The organism is Mesorhizobium sp. CNPSo 4671 (assembly GCF_057784245.1).
Window position 1 is genome coordinate 25,409 of sequence record NZ_JBWLUW010000027.1, and the last position, 17,707, is coordinate 43,115.

Sequence of the window (17,707 nt, forward strand, 5' to 3'; positions counted from 1 at the left end):
GCGAGGACAAAGCACGGAAGTGGACCGCAGCGCGCTAAGCCGCCAAACAACGGAGTCATGGTCGAGAAAGCGAGGACATCTGGATACGTTGCTCCCCCCATATGTTGCTGTGCAAACCTGTCGAGCAGCGAATGTCGGCAGTGTGCCGGTGATGGCCGAAGAAGAGAGTGCAATCGCCACCGCGGCCGAAAGCAGAAGACGTGAATTCTCGCTCGGGCGCGCCTGCGCCAGAGCGGCATTGTCCAAGCTCGGCGTTCCTCCTTGCGCAATCCCAAGGGGACCTGACCGTGAGCCGCTTTGGCCACCTGGTGTGGTTGGCAGCATAACACATTGTGCTGGATTCTATGCTGCCGCCGTCGCTCGCCATGAAGACTGCGCTGCGCTTGGAATTGATGCAGAAGTCGACGAGGAGTTGCCGTCGGGCGTATTGGAGCTCGTCTCGGTTGACGAGGAACGAAATTGGCTGGCCAACGCATCCGGCCGCCTCAAGTGGGACCGGTTGCTTTTCAGTGCCAAGGAAAGCATCTTCAAGGCATGGTTCCCGCTCACACGTGAATGGCTGGGCTTCGAGGATGCCGTGGTCGCTATCATGCCCGACGAAGGCAAATTTCGTGCTCGCCTCCCTCACACATTCCGGCCGGCCAGAGGTCGTGCATGGGAGCTTCGCGGCCGGTTCATCATTGCCGATGGACTGATCCTCACGGCCGTCTTCGTTCCGGCGCTCAATCCGCTGTTGCGTTTTCCAGCCGCCGGACGCTAGGTGAGATACGTCCGGATTTGACGGGTGAACTCCGAAGCCGGCGGTTCTGCTGCGGGAGGTACTCTCAGCCCGCTCATCGCAGTCTGTCTGTCCGCTACATTTCGGATAAACCAGTCATAAGTTTTGGCAATTCCCACCTCGATGGATGTTTTAGGGCGCCACCCCATCCCTAGCAGTTTTTCGCTGGATATAAGCTTTCTCGGCGTTCCGTCCGGCTTGGAGACATCAAGTTCTATCTCGCCTTGAAAGCCGACGACATCGCAAACGACTCGCACAAGCTCAAGAATAGTCATGTCGCTGCCGAACCCTACGTTAATGTGCTCTGCCTCAGAGTAATGTTTAAGCAGGAAAATCAAGGCGTCGGCACAATCTTCACAGTACAAGAACTCCCGACGGGGTGTTCCGCTTCCCCATACACACATCCGATCTAGGTTTTTGACCTTTGCATCGTGTGCCTTGCGTATTAATGCCGGCAGAACATGTCCTAAGCTAAGATCGAAATTATCGCGAGGACCATAGAGGTTCGTCGGCATGGCCGAGATGAAGTCCACGCCATATTGTATGCGGTAGGCCTGACACAACTTAATGCCGGCGATCTTTGCGATTGCGTACCATTCGTTCGTCGGCTCAAGCGGACCAGTCAGGAGCGCGTCTTCTTTGATGGGTTGCGAGGCGTACTTCGGATAAATGCAACTCGATCCCAGAAAAACAAGCTTCTCAACGCCATTTCGAAACGAGGCGTCGATGACATTGGCCTCCATTATCAGGTTCTGGTAGATGAAATCGGCGGGCATGGTCGAGTTTGCCAGGATACCGCCAACCCTCGCCGCAGCCATTACGACGGCGTCCGGTTTTTCTTTTGACAGAAATTGCAGAACGGCCTCTTGCCGCGTTAGATCAAGGGTTTGTCTATCCGCAACAATGACGTCGCAATCTTCTGAAGCAAGCGACTGTACTATGGCGCTGCCGACCATACCTCGGTGTCCTGCAACCCAAACTCGTTTCCCGCTCAGCGAGTACATCAAATCCGACCCCCAGAGTGTGACGTGCCGTTCATTAACTTCAGATCTTCCCTGGCCATTTCGCGGACAAGCTCCCTTACGCTCGTCTCGTGTCTCCAGCCCAGGACCTGCTGGGCTTTGGTCGGATCGCCTAGGAGAAGATCTACCTCTGTCGGTCTGAAATAACGCGGATCCACCGCCACGATGCACTTGCCTGTGGCGGCATCAATACCTCGTTCCTCGATGCCTTCTCCCAGCCATTCAATCGTCATTCCGACTTCGTCGAATGCCCATTCCACAAACGTGCGGACAGATGTCGTCACGCCCGTGGCCAGGACATAGTCGTCAGGGCTATCTTGCTGACACATCATCCACATGCCGCGCACATACTCGCGAGCGTGGCCCCAATCACGTTGAGCGTCGAGATTGCCGAGGTAAAGCACTTCCTGTTTGCCCACGCTGATTGCTGCCGCGGCCCGCGTAATCTTGCGCGTGACAAATGTTTCACCACGAAGTGGGCTTTCGTGATTGAAAAGAATACCGTTGGATGCGTGGATGCCGTAAGCCTCTCTATAATTTACGACAGTCCAGTATGCGTAGAGTTTAGCGGCAGCGTAAGGTGAACGTGGGTAGAACGGTGTTTTTTCGTTTTGGGGGACCTGTTGAACCAACCCATATAACTCTGAAGATGACGCCTGGTAAAACCGCGTCCGATTGCTCAATCCAAGAATTCGGATAGCTTCCAGCATGCGCAATGTACCTAGCGCATCCGCGTTTGCGGTGTATTCAGGCGTCTCGAAGCTTACCTGGACGTGGCTTTGCGCGGCAAGGTTGTAGATTTCATCCGGTTGGGCTTGCTGAATAATGCGCAGCAAATTGGTTGCATCCGTCATATCTCCATAGTGGAGAAAAAGTCTGGCCTCAGGGTCGTGCGGATCCTGATAAATGTGCTCAATTCGTCCGGTGTTGAATGATGATGAACGACGCTTTATGCCGTGGACTATGTAGCCTTTGTCCAACAGCAGTTCCGCAAGGTATGCCCCATCCTGTCCCGTTATGCCCGTTATCAAAGCTGTTTTTTGGTTTGCCACCTTCGAAATCTCCGATGTGTTTGCTTGGCGCGAGGCGTTTGGGTGACTGCCCGGGTTCTCCAGCGAGATCATCCCTCGTTGGCGCAGATCATCAGACGGCGCCAGCGGTACGCCATGCGCAATGGGAGTGCCGCCACACTGTCGCGCTTGGTGCGTTTTGACGTCGGCGGCCGAACATTATGACTTGGGCCCGCATCCCGTGGAACGCACCTAATGGCCCCATGCCGGTTCCTTGCATTCGCTGAATGGCCGCCATGGCGCGTCTCGGCTGGGACCAGAGATTTGACTGTTTTCTATCAAAATCAGACGTCTTGGGTCCTTCAGATCGAACTCAATTACCCGGGGGACGAAAAGGCGCGCATATCGGCTAAACGCGCTGGTCGGGGGAAAACGAATGACGGTGTCGCAGCGCCCGAGAAGATACATCTCAACGAGGGCGGAAATTCCGCCGTCAACGCCTTGTGCTGCAGTGTGTAAAGGGCCCGCCTGGTCGGATCGGAAACGTTTGGAGACGGTGAGAAGATCGGGAAACCTTGCCGACACCTGATCCAGGACCTGCTCGCTGTCCGTGCACAAGAACACCCGGACCGGCCTTGAGTGCGGTAACGCTTTAGCTTCATCAATCGCAGTGCACACTTGGCGAACGGCGAGCTCCGGGTCACCCCAGTAGGGGGCATGGTCCATTATGTCTTCACCGTTACCATGCCGAACATGAACTCCGATTATGCTGTGTCCCTCAAAACGCTCCTGATAGATGTCGTCTATACGTGATTGAATTTCGGGCCGGAGCTTGACACTCTGGAACACCTGCCGCTCGGCATCCTCATCACAACGCCACATCAAACAAGCGTCACACACGACCGTGTTCGCTTCGACATCCTGCTCAGCCTTGAAGAGATCGCTTAATTCCTCGCGCTCTTGGAAAATCAGCTCATCTGGACGGTAAACGCAGTCGAGCGATGACCTATTCCACGAGGCTGGGAAGAATGGTCCCGGGAAGGAAAAATCATTGATCCCGTCGTCGCAAACAACCGATACGCCAGCGATGTCTTTGATCGGCTGGAAGAACACCGGAAAGGCATTTGTGAAGGGTTGATTGAGATAGCAGGATCCGCGCCAGTCGATGGCTAGCGTTCGTCCCGACCGCCGAGCGTAGTGCCAGGCCGCGGCCAGCGACCACAAACAGTCACCGAAACCCGTACGCCTGCGAGAGACGACAAACCGGCGCTTCAATCCGCTGACCTGCATTGTTCATAGTCTCGTTTCAGAGAAGAAAACGAAGTTGCATCTGACGTTTCCGATCACAGGTCGACCGCGACCTCGGGCACCTGTGAGTCCCCGTTGTACTGCGACGTAAGCGGAAGAGCTTCCTCAGCTCTGCCCGCCCTTATCGCGCCGCTCGCAGATATTGACGCCGATGCACTCGCTTCCGGACAAATTTAGCGTGTTCTAATGGGCCTAGGCGGAATTTGTAAAATTGATTGTGTGTATGGGTTTTATCCATGTGGTGGATACCATCGGAAATGCCTTTGACGACGGGCTAACCCTGCATTCCCGCGACTTGCTCCGAGTCACGAGACATTCACGGTTTGGATAAAAATGATCCAAAGAATCAATTTTACCGGCCGCGTGGAGAGCTATTAGAAGATGCTGAATTAGTCTGATTGCACCGGCCCCAAAGTCGGGGCGGTGCCAGGAGCACGCATATGCAGGTCCGGTGGACACGGTGCTGGGAGAGCGAGTTAGAACTCTCCGACCACACAGAGCTTTGTGAGTTTTTTCGAGCGACCTATGGGCCGACGGGTGCCTTTAACGCAAAACCATTTGAGAATGGTCGCAGCTGGGCCGGAGCACGGCCCGAGCTGCGTATCGTCGGCTACGACTCGCGCGGTGTGGCGGCTCACATTGGAGTATTACGCCGCTTTATCAAAGTTGGTGAGACTGACCTATTGGTGGGCGAACTAGGACTGTGGGGAGTCCGCCCAGACCTGGAAGGGCGTGGACTCGCTCATTCGATGCGGGCGTTGGTCCCTTCACTTCGGCAGCTTGGCGTTCCATTTCTGTTCGGCACTGTGCGGCACGCTCTCTTCAAGCGTGTTGCTAGGCTCTGCCAAGACGGTCTGGCGACCATCCTTCCGGACGTTCGCGTCCGCTCCACCCTCGCAGATGTGTACCTCGACCTGCCCCCCACGCGGTTCGAGGAGCAACTCGTTGTTGTTTTTCCGATCGGACGTCCAATGAGCGAGTGGCCCACCGGAACGTTCATTGACAGGAATGGTCCAGAGCTGTGAAACAACCGAATTGCAAATCCGAAATGCCGCTTCTCTCCGTCGATGGCGCCGAAGATCGTAGCGTTTACCTGACGTTCGACGATGGCCCAGATCCGCTCTCCACTCCTGAGATTCTGGACCTGCTGGCGAAACACCGTGTGTCGGCGACTTTCTTTGTCATTGGTGCTTACGCGAAAGACCGACCGGAACTCATCCGACGTATGGTTGCCGAAGGGCACGAGGTCGCTAACCACACGATGACTCATTTGGACCTGTCTACATGCGGTCTCGGTGAAATAGAACACGAAATACTTGAGGCAAACAGTGCGATCCGGATGGCATGCCCCCGCGCCTCGGTCCGACACATGCGAGCGCCATTTGGAGCCTGGACAGAAGAAGTACTTGCTGCCTCGGCCAAGGCCGAAATGGCGCCCGTGCACTGGTCGGTGGATCCTCGCGACTGGTCTCGCCCCGGGGTCGATGCCATTGTCGATTCAGTCTTGGCGTCGGTCCGCCCCGGCGCGATCGTCCTTCTGCACGACGGATGCCCTCCCGGCGAGTCGGAGCCGGGCACTCATGGCAGCCTACGCGATCAGACGGTCGAGGCGCTATCTCGCATAATCCCAGCGTTGCAGCTTCGCGGATTTTCAATCCGCTCGCTTGCTCAGCATCATTAACGAACGGTATTCCATGGATCTGCTCGGCACCACCAGCAGTGTGGCCATTGCTTTATATGCGCTGCTCTCGACTGCTTACAAAGGCATGCAAGCCATTTATGCCTTGCCACCGAACTTGTCATCTGCGCCTGGGAGTGCCGCCGCTTCCGACATGCTGCCGAGCGTGGATGTCATTGTGCCGAGCTACAATGAGGAGCCGCGGACGCTTTGTGCTTGCTTGGCCTCCATTGCGGATCAAGATTATAAGGGAGAGGTGCGGGTCTATGTAGTCGATGACGGTTCTGCCAATCGGGATGCCGTCGTATCCGTGCAGGCGCATTATGCGCATAACCCGAAGTTTCACTTCATTTTACTGCCAAAGAACGTCGGAAAGCGTAAAGCGCAGATTGCCGCGATACGACGTTCGTCGGGAGATTTGGTGCTCAACGTGGACTCGGATACCACAATCGCGTCCGACGTCGTTTCCAGACTTGTCCTGAAGATGAAGGATCCCGCGATAGGCGCGGCAATGGGTCAGCTCGTGGCTAGCAATCGCAGCGACACTTGGCTGACACGATTGATCGATATGGAGTATTGGCTTGCTTGCAACGAGGAGCGTGCGGCGCAGGCTCGCTTCGGCGCTGTAATGTGTTGCTGTGGCCCCTGTGCCATGTACCGCCGGTCCGCGCTCCTTTTGCTGCTCGATCAATACGAGACGCAATTCTTTAGGGGCAAGCCAAGCGACTTCGGCGAGGATCGCCATCTCACGATCCTTATGCTGAAGGCAGGCTTTCAAACGGAGTACGTCCCCGACGCCATCGCGGCCACCGTTGTTCCAAATAGGCTAAAACCGTATCTGCGCCAACAACTGCGCTGGGCAAGGAGTACGTTCCGGGACACCTTGCTTGGGCTGCGTCTGCTATCTGGTCTCGATCGCTATCTGACGCTGGACGTGATCGGACAGAACCTTGGTCCGCTGCTTCTCGCCCTCTCGGTGCTGACGGGGCTCGCACAATTGGCACTGACCGCCACGGTTCCCTGGTCGACAATCCTCATGATTGGATCCATGACCGCGATACGCTGCAGCGTAGTGGCCCTGCGAGCGGGCCAACTTCGATTTCTCGCGTTCTCGCTGCACACACTCATCAACATCTTTCTCTTACTTCCCTTGAAAGCCTATGCGTTGTGTACATTGAGCAACAGCGATTGGTTGTCGCGCGGACCCGCGACCAGCGTAGCCGATAGTGATGAGAAACTGAACGTCCTTCAAACGCAAAGGCTGGCGGTGCCTCAGGGCCCTCGAAGTGACGGGTGATACTTGCGTTACTCTAGATGGACGAGCTTGAGTCGGGGCATGAATTTACTGCATCAGAAATCGATCGCGGATGGTCGGTCCCGGTGCGGTCCCAATCGGCTCGAGCAGGAGAACGACGGGCGTATAGATGCAGAACATTCTCCAGCTGACTGTGTTTCAGTCCCGGCGATTAATCTTGCGGGGGTAAGAAAGTCATATGGCGGCAGGTCCGTTGTCGACGGGCTCTCGTTCACGGTTGCGGCCGGGGAGTGCTTCGGTCTGCTGGGGCCGAACGGGGCGGGGAAAAGCACAATCGTGCGTATGGTCCTCGGCATGACACCGCCTCACGCAGGCAGCATCGCTGTGCTCGGAGTACCTGTGCCAGAAAGGGCTCGCCTGGCACGCAGCGGCATCGGCGTGGTAGCGCAGTTCGACAACCTTGATCTGGAATTCACGGTGCGCGAGAACCTGATGATGTTCGGTCGTTACTTCGGCATGAGCACGCGCGAGATCGAAGCAGTCATCCCATCTCTGCTCGATTTCGCGCGCCTCGAGAGCAAAGCGAACTCGCGCGTTGCGGATCTGTCTGGCGGCATGAAGCGGCGCCTGATGCTTGCGCGTGCACTCATCAATGACCCACAGCTCCTGATACTGGACGAGCCGACTACTGGTCTCGACACGCACGCGCGCCACTTGATCTGGGAACGGTTACGGCACCTGTTGGCACGCGGCAAAACGATTCTCCTGACGACCCATTTCATGGATGAGGCAGAGCGGCTGTGCGATCGATTGTGCATCCTTGAAGAAGGGCGCAAGATTATTGAAGGTCGGCCTCATGTGCTGATTGAGGAGCAGATCGGCTGTCAGGTAGTTGAGATATACGGTGGTAACCCGGGTGAGCTGAGTACGCTGGTCAGGCCTTATGTTCGGCGCTTGGAGGTGAGCGGAGAGACCCTCTTCTGCTATGCGACCAATCCGGATCAGGTCCGCGCACAACTTCGTGAGCGGCCCGGCCTGCGGCTTCTAGAGCGGCCGCCCAATCTTGAGGATGTCTTTTTGCGGCTGACTGGTCGGGAAATGAGGGATTAGACGGATGTGGGAACGTTATGCGACGGCTCTGCCCGCCAATGGGTGGAACTGGATTGCGGTATGGCGTCGCAATTATCTGGCGTGGAAGAAGGTTGCACTTGCTTCAATTCTCGGCAGCCTTGCCGATCCAATGATCTACTTCTTTGGCCTGGGCACCGGCTTCGGAATAATGGTAGGGCATGTTGAGGGTACATCGTACATCGCCTTTCTGGCAGCGGGCATGGTCGCCGCAAGCGCGATGACTGCGTCGACCTTCGAAACGCTTTATGCGGTCTACGGTCGTATGGGCGGAACCTGGGAAGCGATCCTGTGTACACAACTTTCTCTTGGCGATATCGTTCTAGGTGAATTGGCGTGGGCAGCCACCAAGGCCCTTGTGGCCGGTATAGGAATTACTGTTGTTGCTGCCATGCTAGGCTATGCGCAATGGGCGTCCGTCCTCTGTGCCTTGCCATTTATCGCGCTTACGGGCTTTGCCTTCGCGAGCTTAGCCATGATTGTCACGGCCCTTGCACCCAGCTACGACTATTTCATATTCTACCAGACCCTTGTCGTCACCCCGATGCTGTTCTTGTCCGGCGCGCTCTTTCCGCTCACGCAACAACCCGACTCAATTCAGCGGCTGTCGCGTTTCTTGCCGCTGTCACATTCCATCGATCTCATTCGTCCGACGCTGCTTGGACGCTCGGTTGAAAGCGTCGGCCTGCACATCGGCGCGCTTTGCATCTACATAGTAATTCCGTTCATCCTGTCGCTGGGCTTGCTTCATAGGCGGCTGATGCGCTGACCAACGTTCGCATATCCGACCTGTATCGTCTGGATAGGTACTCCGAAGCATTTAGGCTGTAGATCTTGATCCAGCTTGTCGGTGGTCCGGAAAATCCCCGCGTCACTCCCAAAGGATACAGCGGCGTCAAAGCGCCGATCGGCATCAAGCGCATTTGCCGGCGATGCGGTCTCGGCATAGGGTGCCGCATACCGGTGACGAACCCGAAGTCCCGGCCTGGATGCAACGACATTGTCTCTGAGCTTAGGGCGACCGTGAGACTTCCTTGCAGCACCGAAACAAGCCCATGGTATCGCCGCTATGCACCGGGCGACGAATGTCGCCTGGCTTCCACGCGACGTTCGGATTGGGCCACTCCAGCCAAATGCAGCATTTCATCCCCTTAAAATGAGCGTTGGAAACGCAGGATGCCGCCGACGCTGTTCTTTTTGTCGGCGTTGGTCCTGTTCACGATGGAAGGGTCAGCCACGTCGACGGCGAAGTCGCCGTAGCGGTTATAATCCATTTCGGCTGTAATCGTGAAATCAGGGACGATAGTATAGGCGACATTGATAGCGATACCATAGTTCTTGAGCTGATCACCCGAGAGCTGAAGGTTGAACGAAGTTGTCTCGTTGAACCTGTAAGTGGAACCTGCCCAAAAAGCCCAGTTGCCGCCCCAAATTTTGTAGAAGCCGCGGCCGCGAGCGTCAATTGCGTTGGTGGAATTATCGTTGAGCTTGCCATTGGAGCCGTAGCCGAACATTCCGAACAGCGACAGTTCGGTGGTGACATTGATGTCAACGCGAAGCTTTCCGGCCACCGATTTGTAGCTGCTAGCATAGGCAGCTACGCCGGCGATCGCGCCCCATTGTTGTGTGTATTTCAGGCCACTGACCACGTGCGGAACGTAGCTGTCGATGGTGCCGACCGCGCCTTCGCCTTCTTCAAGCGAGACTACGGCCGAGAAGCCGTTAGCGGCATCAAAATAGTACTGGACTACGTTGGTATCGAGATCACCGTAGGGAACAAGCATCAGATTGAGCACGTTGGCAGGATAGCCGATAAACATGTCGAAGGCCGACCAGTCCTTGCCAACTCGCAGCTCACCAAGCTGAATCCAAGCGAAAGTCAGGCCGAGGTCTCTGTTGGAAGCAAAACCTTGACGGCTGTCCGGATCGGAATGTGCGGTACGGTTGCCAAAGTTCACGCGGGTTTCGGTATAGGTCTTCAACGTGCCGAACTCGGTTTCCTGATTGGTCCAGGTCTTTAGCGTGAAGCGGGCATTGTTCTGCAAGGTGGCGTTGGTGCTGCCGTCTTTGCGGTCGGTTGCCTTCGCGCCATCGAATGACCCAACGTCACCAAAGCCGGTTTCGTAGCGGACATAGCCGCCGATGCGCAGGCAGGTTTCGGTGCCTGGGATATAGTAATAGCCCGCCCCATAGACGTCGCAGATCTTGACGTATTTGGTCGAGTCTGGTTCGGCGACGATCGCGTCGACGGCGCCGGCATCGGAAACTGCAATCAGGGCCGCAGCTGAGCCGACAAGAAGGCTCATGATGTTCATTCTTGATCTCCGTTCAAAGATAAAAAAGCGGAAGGACGTCAAGAGCGGACCCTTCCGCTATCCCCACGATGGAAAAGTGAGGCGCAATGCGCGGCGACTTGCGCCGGGTGACCAACAGTCAAGAACAAAGGCGGCGAAACCTATAGCGTCCTCTCAGTAATAGGTGTTTATAGACTGTACTGACCGCAATTAAGGTAGAGAATTCAGCCATTGTGTGAGCCAATCGCCATAGTTATGTCCCTAGTCGTGCACACTGCCGCCACAGTTTCCAATTTTCCTACGCAATTGACGTGCCATTCGCTAACGCAGTTCCGCGTTAAATCCAGTTTCCCGGCCAACCTTGGTTTGCCGTTGCTTTGAGACAAGCCGAGCACACGAAACGCAGACGTTTTGGGTACTGTTGTTATGTTCGATGCGCGACAGGTTTCGTGGAATGGTGACGGGAATTGTTTGAGCCTCGACATTGACCCCTTATGCGGCACCGTTCAGTACGTCAGGGCAGGGCGGTAACGGTGAAAGACCTCAACCGATCCCAAAATATCGGGAGCTACCGGTGCCCTTCAAAATTCTGCAAGGAATCCGACAAAATAGCGGCACGGCAATTGGCGTAACCCATTGAAAATCAAGATCGCTGCATCTGGCATGGCGTTTGCTGTCTCGCCTCTAACACTATCGAACAGTCGTTTTTCGTGCGCCAACGTTTAACAGACATGATGCCTGATTGATGCGATTTATTCAGGGCTAAAACAAATGAAGGTTGTGTACCAGAAGTGGAGAAAACAGATGACCTATACAATGGCGGAAACGGCTTTGCTGATTGTTTCCACCTTGGGCTTCGCATTGGAATTATATGAAGCCAACGTGGCCGAGCATCGAGGTTTCGCATTGCTGGCTATATCAACACGAAAAAAGTCACCTGTCGCCTCAGCCAATGGCAAGAGGAAACTTCTCTCTTTTCATATCAATGCTGCAAGTTGAACTCATCAGCCTGATATGATGTGCATCTGACGCCTCGGCTTGCAGACCCAATGCGCGCAACACCCAGGATGACCAAGGGCGAACGTTGATCTCGCGCGCAGGCGATCGACGTCGATCGTCCCCTGGCGCAATCACCGGAGGCCATCGGAATTTCCTCAATCAGTCCACCCCTTGAAACGAAAGGAGCAAAACTCGTTCGGCATGCGCGCGACCCCGCAAAGGTCGCGCGAACCCCGTTCTGGTCCTGATAGCCAGGATCGGGGGAGGCTCTCGCAATCTGTTTATCCTGAAGGAGAACAACATGACGTTCCGTCCATTGCATGACCGTATACTCGTCCGCCGCATCGAGGCCGATGAGAAGACGGCCGGCGGCATCATCATCCCCGACACAGCCAAGGAAAAGCCGCAGGAAGGCGAAGTCATCGCCGTCGGCGCCGGCGCTCGCGACGAGAGCGGGAAGCTCAGCCCCCTCGACGTGAGGGTCAACGACCGCGTTCTGTTCGGCAAGTGGTCGGGCACCGAGATCAAGCTCAATGGCGAAGACCTGCTCATCATGAAGGAAAGCGACGTCCTGGGCGTCATCGAGGTTTCGAGCTCGGCCAGCCAGGCCGCGTAACCGAGACGCATGACACAAGGAGTCAACAAGAACTGCCTACTTGCTGGAGTGAACCAATGGCTGCCAAGGAAGTGAAATTTCATGCTGATGCCCGCGACCGCATGCTGCGCGGCGTCGACATTCTCGCCAATGCGGTGAAGGTGACGCTCGGTCCCAAAGGCCGTAATGTGGTAATCGACAAGAGCTTCGGCTCCCCGCGCATCACCAAGGATGGCGTCACCGTCGCCAAGGAGATCGAGCTTGAGGACAAGTTCGAGAACATGGGCGCGCAGATGGTCCGCGAAGTTGCTTCGAAGACCAGCGACATCGCCGGCGACGGCACCACCACCGCCACGGTGCTGGCGCAGTCGATCGTGACCGAGGGCGCCAAGGCAGTCGCCGCTGGCATGAACCCGATGGATTTGAAGCGTGGCATTGACAAGGCGGTGGAAGCGATCCTCGGCGATTTAAAGGCCAATGCCCGCAAGGTAACGAAGAACGACGAGATCGCCCAGGTCGGCACGATTTCGGCCAATGGCGATGCAGAGATCGGCCGCTTCCTGGCCGAAGCGATGGACAAGGTCGGCAATGAGGGCGTCATCACCGTCGAGGAAGCCAAGACCGCCGAGACAGAGCTGGAAGTGGTCGAAGGCATGCAGTTCGACCGCGGTTATCTCAGCCCCTATTTCATCACCAACCAAGACAAGATGCGCGTCGAGCTCGAAGAGCCCTACGTGCTGATTCACGAGAAGAAGCTGGCCAATCTGCAAGCCTTGGTACCGTTGCTGGAGGCCGTGGTTCAGTCCGCCAAGCCGCTGCTAATCATCGCCGAGGACGTCGAAGGCGAGGCACTGGCTACGCTCGTGGTCAACAAGCTGCGCGGCGGACTGAAGGTCGCCGCCGTCAAGGCCCCGGGTTTCGGCGACCGCCGCAAAGCGATGCTGGAGGATATTGCCATCCTGACCGGCGGCACGGCCATCAGCGAGGATCTCGGCGTCAAGCTCGAGAATGTGACACTGGAAATGCTCGGCCGCGCTCGCAAGGTGGACATCGACAGGGAGAACACCACCATCGTCGATGGTGCCGGCCATAAGGACGAAATCAACAGCCGCGTGGCTCAAATTCGGGTGCAGATTGAGGAGACCACTTCCGACTATGACCGCGAGAAGCTGCAGGAGCGCCTGGCCAAGCTCGCCGGCGGTGTCGCCGTGATCCGCGTCGGCGGCTCGACGGAAGTCGAGGTCAAGGAGCGTAAGGACCGCGTCGACGACGCGCTGCACGCCACCCGCGCAGCTGTCGAGGAAGGTGTCTTGCCGGGCGGCGGCGTGGCACTACTCAGGGCAGCAAGGGCGCTCGAGAATGTCGCTGTAGACAACCCGGACCAGAAGACCGGGGTCGACATCGTGCGGCGCGCGATCGAGGCTCCCGCTCGCCAGATCGCCGAAAACAGCGGCGCGGAAGGCTCCATCATCGTGGGCAGGGTTCGCGAAAAGCCCGATTTTGGCTATGGCTGGAACGCGCAGACCAACGAATTCGGCGATCTCTTCGGCCAAGGCGTTATTGATCCTGCCAAGGTCGTGCGCACGGCGCTGCAGGATGCCGCTTCCGTAGCCGGCCTGCTTGTCACCACCGAGGCGATGGTGGCCGAGAGGCCGAAGAAGGACACCCCCGCTCCGGCGATTCCGGGCGGCGGCGGCATGGACTTTTGATCAAATTGAAGGGGAAGTGCTCGCTCCCGCGGGAACGAGCACTTCCCTGGAATGGGGATCGCCATGAATGAGCGCCCCGGGGCGCGCGCGGCAAGTGAGACCTACAGCATCGAAACTGAAAGTGTCCTGGGTTGGGTCGATATCCACAATGATGGTGGGGTCAGCGTTTGGCTCAGAGCTTTCATCGACCCCGCCCTGCCGGTTGTGGAACTGGATCCCAAAGGTATTCCGACCGGCACCCCCGTCAGATAGTCTCAAACGTCACCCGCGGAGGCGTCGTCGCCGGGGCCGCTGAAAAGGCTGTCTGTTCGCACCGAGGAGGTTCGCAGTCAGAATGCACGACTCCCGATGCTCTCCCTGCCCATTTTTCGGAGCCAATCGTTGAACTTTCGTCGTTCACAAAGAGCTGTTGCACGAAACAGCACAGTTCCCAAGGCGGATTGCGAGGCGTTCTTGTGGCTTATCAACGCCTCGCAACACGTTTGCTCTTCCGGTCTATGAGCTCCTTTACTCGATCGAAACGGGTGCCAGTGCCCTCGAGAGGCTGGCCTCGCCGCGGCCGTAAGTCGCCGCATCATAGTTGACGAGCGTGTCGGTCCTGGCTGTATCCAGCAACTGATTGGTAATCTGTGTCGGTGTTGCAGACGTGAACTTGCTGCCAAGGATGGCGGCATAGCCCGCAACCACAGGTGCCGCGACAGAAGTTCCGGATAGCCCGGTCTTGTCACTTTCGACCCCCACCGTCAGGAAGTGGCTCTGCACCTCCGAATCTGAACCGGCATAATTCGAATAGGAGGCGAGCTTTGCCTTGTTTTCGGGAGTGCCATTGTGCTCGAGCGCACCCACAAAGATGGTCGATGGCGCCCCAATCAGGTCGAGAGCTAGGTAGTCCACAGTCCCCTCGATCGGGGTCCCTACCGCTACAGCCTCGTTGCCGGCTACCTTTGTGAAGACCGCATCACCCGCCCGAGCCGCAGCGGCAATCGATTGCTCAAGCGGAAATTCGCTCACGGGACCCTCAAGGGCAAAGCTCAGATTGACGACATTGAGCCCGTCCTCCAGCGTGAGCGGAACGGATTCAGAATAGTCAACCTCGATTATCTTTGCGCCAGGTGCCACCATGCCGGCTACTTCAGCACTCCACTGCCCATGGTGTCGCCATTGGGGGCCATGGCCGAGATCCCCCTCTTGGATTTCACCTTTGAAGTCGTCCACGATAGTCACAGATACCCCAGAACCGGTATAGCCCGATGCCCATGCTTCACCAATATCCGGACTCATCCAGCAAAAGGTGCCGTCGGGATTTTGTGCGCAGCCCGAGCTACTGCCTTCCATGGTTGGGGTTCCGGCACTCCATTTGCCGGTCACTCCGGAATCGAGGTCACCGGCGAAACCGCTTGGTGCCCACAGGCACACGGCAAAACCGGCAACAAACCCTGCCTGCAACAATTGCTTTCTGCGCAAATCAAACTCCTGTCTGCGGTTGTACATCAACGAAATGAACCATTCACCATCACTTAGAACTGACCTTTGAACCAGAGACTGAGTCTCAATCGGCTCGGATGGACGTTTACCAAATGCTTCAACGTATCGGCGGGCGGAAGCCGGGACGCCGCTAGACGGCAATTCACGGTCTGGACCCCGCCGATGTCGCCATAATTAGCGGTGCAGGGTTGTTCAGTCAGGTTCCCGCCCAAAATCGAACTGACGATGAGAGAAAGCGCCGTCGAGGGTGTCGGGCGCTTTTGCACAATAAAGCCCAGTTTTATGCCCGGGTCGATACGAACCTTTTTGGCGTGCTGGCCGGAACTGGCTCCCCACAGGAGACCGAAATCGTCCGACAGCTTTGTTAACATTTCAAATCGCATGTCGATCCATTTGCTACGGTACCACTTGTCAAAAGACACCTGGGTGCCATCCGACAGCTCATATCCTCCCTTCCCCAGGCGGCTGGCGACCGCGGTTAGCTCTGACCCCTGCTGAATGTCGACGAGACAGGTCTCCTGTCCGTTCGCAGTGATCACGCTGAGGGGAAATGTCATCCCAAATAGGACGAAACTCGCCTGTAACCTAATGCCCATCTGCAACGCCCATAGGTGGAGCCGCCTCCAAACCATCGGGCCTCGACAGGCACACGATATCCCTGGGCACGTGTTCAAGCGCGGCAGCGGCCGTAGCCGCAGACGCATGCCTGCCAGCAGAGAACGCGATCGATCTCAACAAACTCACTTGCTCCAGTCCTTGCAATTTACCGAGCGATCGCTTCGCTCTTACCTGGCAAGCAACTCCGCCGCCTCTCAATGGAAGCAGCAAAATTCATACCGATTGTACGATGCCGCTAGAAAATGAAGGCAACCTGGCAGGCATACAGCGCAAGAGCGGCTTGGGTCCGACCAATCGCGGCCCTGCGTGCTGCTGGAAAGCTGTGCGGCGGCGCTCGCGACTGCCCCACGGCAGGCGAACAACTCGATGACGCCCATGTGTCCGGCGCAGCATTATCAAGCCCCCACTCGCCCGTAATTGGTGAATGTCTGCCGCCCGATGACCACCCCGGAATACCAGACGACTTCCGAAGCCGGGTGGCAGGACATGGAGGGATTAGGAATGTCGGACCAACTGTCTGGACGTCATGGCTTGCCACGGGTTGGCGCCAGGCGGGAATTGTCTTTATAACGGAAGCTGACGCTGCTCTCGTCGAAGCGGATGAGTTCTGCAGACTTGGACGGTGTCCGACAATTTGTGTCGCTTTGGCAATTTGACGACATAGGCTTGTTTGGTCGGCTTGCTGGATCTTCTTGTACGGAAAGGCAAACTGCCGGAAGGGATTGAAGCGACGCGGTTGAGGCGGCGATCGCGCGGGGTGCCCCGGTCGCCACCGGTTCGCGGCTGCTGCGCGGCAATGCGCCGGAATGCGAGGCTCTGGAGGCGGGCGCCGCGGCGTTCTTCCGAGCTGAACGCGCGCTGTTCTTCGGCAGCGGCTACATCGCCAACTTCGCTCTGCTGGCCGCCCTGTCGCAGGAGGGGACATTTTGATCCTCGACGAGCTGGCCCATACCAGCATACTTGAGGGGCACGCGCCGGTCTCAAGTTCTCCGAGCATCACGGCGTCGATCCTTTCGAGGATGCGATCACGCGCTGGCGAGCCGAAGGCGGCACCGGGCGCATCTGGATCGCAGTCGAAAGTTCTTACGGCATGGATGGCGATCGCGCGCGCCGATGGAGAGCCTGATCGCGCTTGGCGATCGGCATGAGGCCTTCATCGTCGTCGACGAGGCGCACGACGCTGTCTCGACATTCATGCCAGGTGCGATTCCGACGGCTGCTATTTTACGACATTGCTGATCATGTTGGTATCGAGGAGGAAGCGTCGATTTTCCGTGGCTCTTCATGGGGCGGGAAAGATCGAGGTCAGCTCCACTAGCGGTGAACGACGTAATGGCTGCGACACCAGGCGACGACATATCCGACTCCCGCAAAAAGTTCCGTCACTCGATCCATATCGCGCGAGCAGGTGCCACTCTCAGCCGCTGGCGAGCCCGCCCGACTGGTCCAATAGTTCGCATAACCTCAAAGATATTTTTTGCAATTTTCCCCTTGAATCAAAGTGTAATTTTTGATGGTCCCCTGCGTCGGAATTTTCTGGCCAAAGGCAGTCACAAGAAATGAGTCAGCTGCTTTTTCAGGTCGGGTGGGAATGCTCCTTCGCAGGCCGTGCGCCGCCCACCTATCGGACCCGAACCCCAAGCCGTAGGCGTGAGGTGCTCCAATCTAAATCTAAGCTATCCCGCCATGGCGAAGCTTCAGCCCCTCAGTCGGTTTTGCAGTGCCTGCCGATCGGCACGGAGCCCGTCGAGGTCCAGCTGGACTGGCTGCCCTGGTTGCGCCAATCGCCTAACCAGCTCGCGCGTGCCGTCCACCACAAAGACGCCGC

At 57.1% G+C, this 17,707-nt stretch carries 16 protein-coding genes and 1 pseudogene; 11 read left to right on the plus strand and 6 right to left on the minus strand.

Features of this window, described 5'->3' with window-relative positions; all coding sequences use genetic code 11:
* Window positions 1-151 precede the first annotated feature (151 nt).
* The gene (locus AC04SF_RS35520) at window positions 152-760 is read left to right on the plus strand and encodes a 4'-phosphopantetheinyl transferase family protein (RefSeq protein WP_488481574.1); all 609 of its coding nucleotides are present in this window, start codon (window positions 152-154) and stop codon (window positions 758-760) included.
* Here AC04SF_RS35520 and fcl read toward each other — a convergent pair.
* The 3 genes from fcl to AC04SF_RS35535 all read right to left on the minus strand — a co-directional run bounded on the left by fcl (window position 757) and on the right by AC04SF_RS35535 (window position 4,100).
* Entirely contained in the window at window positions 757-1,782 is a 1,026-nt protein-coding gene (fcl, locus tag AC04SF_RS35525) for a GDP-L-fucose synthase (RefSeq protein ID WP_488481575.1), read from the minus strand. The genes AC04SF_RS35520 and fcl overlap by 4 nt on opposite strands.
* A complete protein-coding gene (gene gmd / locus AC04SF_RS35530; protein ID WP_488481576.1) occupies window positions 1,782-2,852 on the minus strand; it encodes a GDP-mannose 4,6-dehydratase in 1,071 nt (356 codons plus the stop codon). Before gmd ends, fcl begins: the two co-directional genes overlap by 1 nt.
* A 210-nt stretch (window positions 2,853-3,062) precedes the next feature.
* On the minus strand, window positions 3,063-4,100 hold the full coding sequence (locus AC04SF_RS35535; protein WP_488481577.1) for a nodulation protein NodZ: 1,038 nt from the start codon (window positions 4,098-4,100) through the stop codon (window positions 3,063-3,065).
* A 458-nt stretch (window positions 4,101-4,558) separates the two neighbouring features.
* Between AC04SF_RS35535 and AC04SF_RS35540 the strand changes: the two genes are divergently transcribed.
* The 5 genes from AC04SF_RS35540 to AC04SF_RS35560 are packed head-to-tail and all read left to right on the plus strand — an operon-like array spanning window position 4,559 to window position 8,948.
* The gene (locus AC04SF_RS35540) at window positions 4,559-5,143 is read left to right on the plus strand and encodes a NodA family N-acyltransferase (protein WP_488481578.1); all 585 of its coding nucleotides are present in this window, start codon (window positions 4,559-4,561) and stop codon (window positions 5,141-5,143) included.
* Window positions 5,144-5,166: 23 nt separating this feature from the next.
* On the plus strand, window positions 5,167-5,799 hold the full coding sequence (gene nodB / locus AC04SF_RS35545) for a chitooligosaccharide deacetylase NodB (protein WP_488481591.1): 633 nt from the start codon (window positions 5,167-5,169) through the stop codon (window positions 5,797-5,799).
* A 13-nt stretch (window positions 5,800-5,812) separates the two neighbouring features.
* Entirely contained in the window at window positions 5,813-7,093 is a 1,281-nt protein-coding gene (gene nodC / locus AC04SF_RS35550; protein ID WP_488481579.1) for a chitooligosaccharide synthase NodC, read from the plus strand.
* A 39-nt stretch (window positions 7,094-7,132) separates the two neighbouring features.
* The gene (gene nodI / locus AC04SF_RS35555; RefSeq protein ID WP_488481580.1) at window positions 7,133-8,161 is read left to right on the plus strand and encodes a nodulation factor ABC transporter ATP-binding protein NodI; all 1,029 of its coding nucleotides are present in this window, start codon (window positions 7,133-7,135) and stop codon (window positions 8,159-8,161) included.
* Window positions 8,162-8,165: 4 nt separating this feature from the next.
* Window positions 8,166-8,948, plus strand: a complete 783-nt coding sequence (locus tag AC04SF_RS35560; protein ID WP_488481581.1) for an ABC transporter permease — start codon at window positions 8,166-8,168, stop codon at window positions 8,946-8,948.
* Between the two features lie 382 nt (window positions 8,949-9,330).
* On the opposite strand, the gene AC04SF_RS35565 is transcribed toward AC04SF_RS35560, so the two are convergent.
* Window positions 9,331-10,494 carry a porin gene (locus AC04SF_RS35565; protein ID WP_488481582.1) on the minus strand — a complete coding sequence of 388 codons (1,164 nt, stop codon included), beginning with the start codon at window positions 10,492-10,494 and terminating at the stop codon, window positions 9,331-9,333.
* Window positions 10,495-11,277: 783 nt separating this feature from the next.
* On the opposite strand from AC04SF_RS35565, the gene AC04SF_RS35570 reads away from it, so the two are divergent.
* From AC04SF_RS35570 to AC04SF_RS35585, 4 genes are all read left to right on the plus strand, one after another.
* Complete coding sequence (locus AC04SF_RS35570; RefSeq protein ID WP_488481583.1) at window positions 11,278-11,472, plus strand: hypothetical protein; 195 nt, start codon at window positions 11,278-11,280, stop codon at window positions 11,470-11,472.
* Window positions 11,473-11,773: 301 nt separating this feature from the next.
* Window positions 11,774-12,088: a co-chaperone GroES gene (locus AC04SF_RS35575; protein WP_488481584.1), complete on the plus strand. Its 315-nt coding sequence runs from the start codon at window positions 11,774-11,776 to the stop codon at window positions 12,086-12,088.
* A gap of 56 nt (window positions 12,089-12,144) precedes the next feature.
* Complete coding sequence (groL, locus tag AC04SF_RS35580; protein WP_488481585.1) at window positions 12,145-13,776, plus strand: chaperonin GroEL; 1,632 nt, start codon at window positions 12,145-12,147, stop codon at window positions 13,774-13,776.
* Between the two features lie 63 nt (window positions 13,777-13,839).
* Window positions 13,840-14,028: a hypothetical protein gene (locus AC04SF_RS35585; protein WP_488481586.1), complete on the plus strand. Its 189-nt coding sequence runs from the start codon at window positions 13,840-13,842 to the stop codon at window positions 14,026-14,028.
* Window positions 14,029-14,283: 255 nt separating this feature from the next.
* Here the strand turns inward: AC04SF_RS35585 and AC04SF_RS35590 are convergent, their stop codons facing one another.
* The gene (locus AC04SF_RS35590) at window positions 14,284-15,267 is read right to left on the minus strand and encodes a S8/S53 family peptidase (protein WP_488481587.1); all 984 of its coding nucleotides are present in this window, start codon (window positions 15,265-15,267) and stop codon (window positions 14,284-14,286) included.
* A gap of 26 nt (window positions 15,268-15,293) precedes the next feature.
* On the minus strand, window positions 15,294-15,857 hold the full coding sequence (locus tag AC04SF_RS35595; RefSeq protein WP_488481588.1) for a hypothetical protein: 564 nt from the start codon (window positions 15,855-15,857) through the stop codon (window positions 15,294-15,296).
* A gap of 751 nt (window positions 15,858-16,608) precedes the next feature.
* Here AC04SF_RS35595 and AC04SF_RS35600 point away from each other — a divergent pair.
* Window positions 16,609-17,055: pseudogene (locus tag AC04SF_RS35600) on the plus strand (aminotransferase class I/II-fold pyridoxal phosphate-dependent enzyme); the annotation flags it as partial.
* Window positions 17,056-17,707 lie beyond the last annotated feature (652 nt).

What these genes read in the sequence shown, in the direction of transcription:
- AC04SF_RS35520 (WP_488481574.1), top strand. Translation starts at nt 152, where the DNA reads ATGGCCGAAGAAGAGAGTGCAATCGCCACCGCGGCCGAAAGCAGAAGA.
- fcl (WP_488481575.1), bottom strand. Translation starts at nt 1,782, where the DNA reads ATGTACTCGCTGAGCGGGAAACGAGTTTGGGTTGCAGGACACCGAGGT.
- AC04SF_RS35535 (WP_488481577.1), bottom strand. Translation starts at nt 4,100, where the DNA reads ATGCAGGTCAGCGGATTGAAGCGCCGGTTTGTCGTCTCTCGCAGGCGT.
- AC04SF_RS35540 (WP_488481578.1), top strand. Translation starts at nt 4,559, where the DNA reads ATGCAGGTCCGGTGGACACGGTGCTGGGAGAGCGAGTTAGAACTCTCC.
- nodB (WP_488481591.1), top strand. Translation starts at nt 5,167, where the DNA reads ATGCCGCTTCTCTCCGTCGATGGCGCCGAAGATCGTAGCGTTTACCTG.
- nodC (WP_488481579.1), top strand. Translation starts at nt 5,813, where the DNA reads ATGGATCTGCTCGGCACCACCAGCAGTGTGGCCATTGCTTTATATGCG.
- nodI (WP_488481580.1), top strand. Translation starts at nt 7,133, where the DNA reads ATGAATTTACTGCATCAGAAATCGATCGCGGATGGTCGGTCCCGGTGC.
- AC04SF_RS35560 (WP_488481581.1), top strand. Translation starts at nt 8,166, where the DNA reads ATGTGGGAACGTTATGCGACGGCTCTGCCCGCCAATGGGTGGAACTGG.
- AC04SF_RS35565 (WP_488481582.1), bottom strand. Translation starts at nt 10,494, where the DNA reads ATGAACATCATGAGCCTTCTTGTCGGCTCAGCTGCGGCCCTGATTGCA.
- AC04SF_RS35570 (WP_488481583.1), top strand. Translation starts at nt 11,278, where the DNA reads ATGACCTATACAATGGCGGAAACGGCTTTGCTGATTGTTTCCACCTTG.
- AC04SF_RS35575 (WP_488481584.1), top strand. Translation starts at nt 11,774, where the DNA reads ATGACGTTCCGTCCATTGCATGACCGTATACTCGTCCGCCGCATCGAG.
- groL (WP_488481585.1), top strand. Translation starts at nt 12,145, where the DNA reads ATGGCTGCCAAGGAAGTGAAATTTCATGCTGATGCCCGCGACCGCATG.
- AC04SF_RS35585 (WP_488481586.1), top strand. Translation starts at nt 13,840, where the DNA reads ATGAATGAGCGCCCCGGGGCGCGCGCGGCAAGTGAGACCTACAGCATC.
- AC04SF_RS35590 (WP_488481587.1), bottom strand. Translation starts at nt 15,267, where the DNA reads ATGTACAACCGCAGACAGGAGTTTGATTTGCGCAGAAAGCAATTGTTG.
- AC04SF_RS35595 (WP_488481588.1), bottom strand. Translation starts at nt 15,857, where the DNA reads ATGGGCATTAGGTTACAGGCGAGTTTCGTCCTATTTGGGATGACATTT.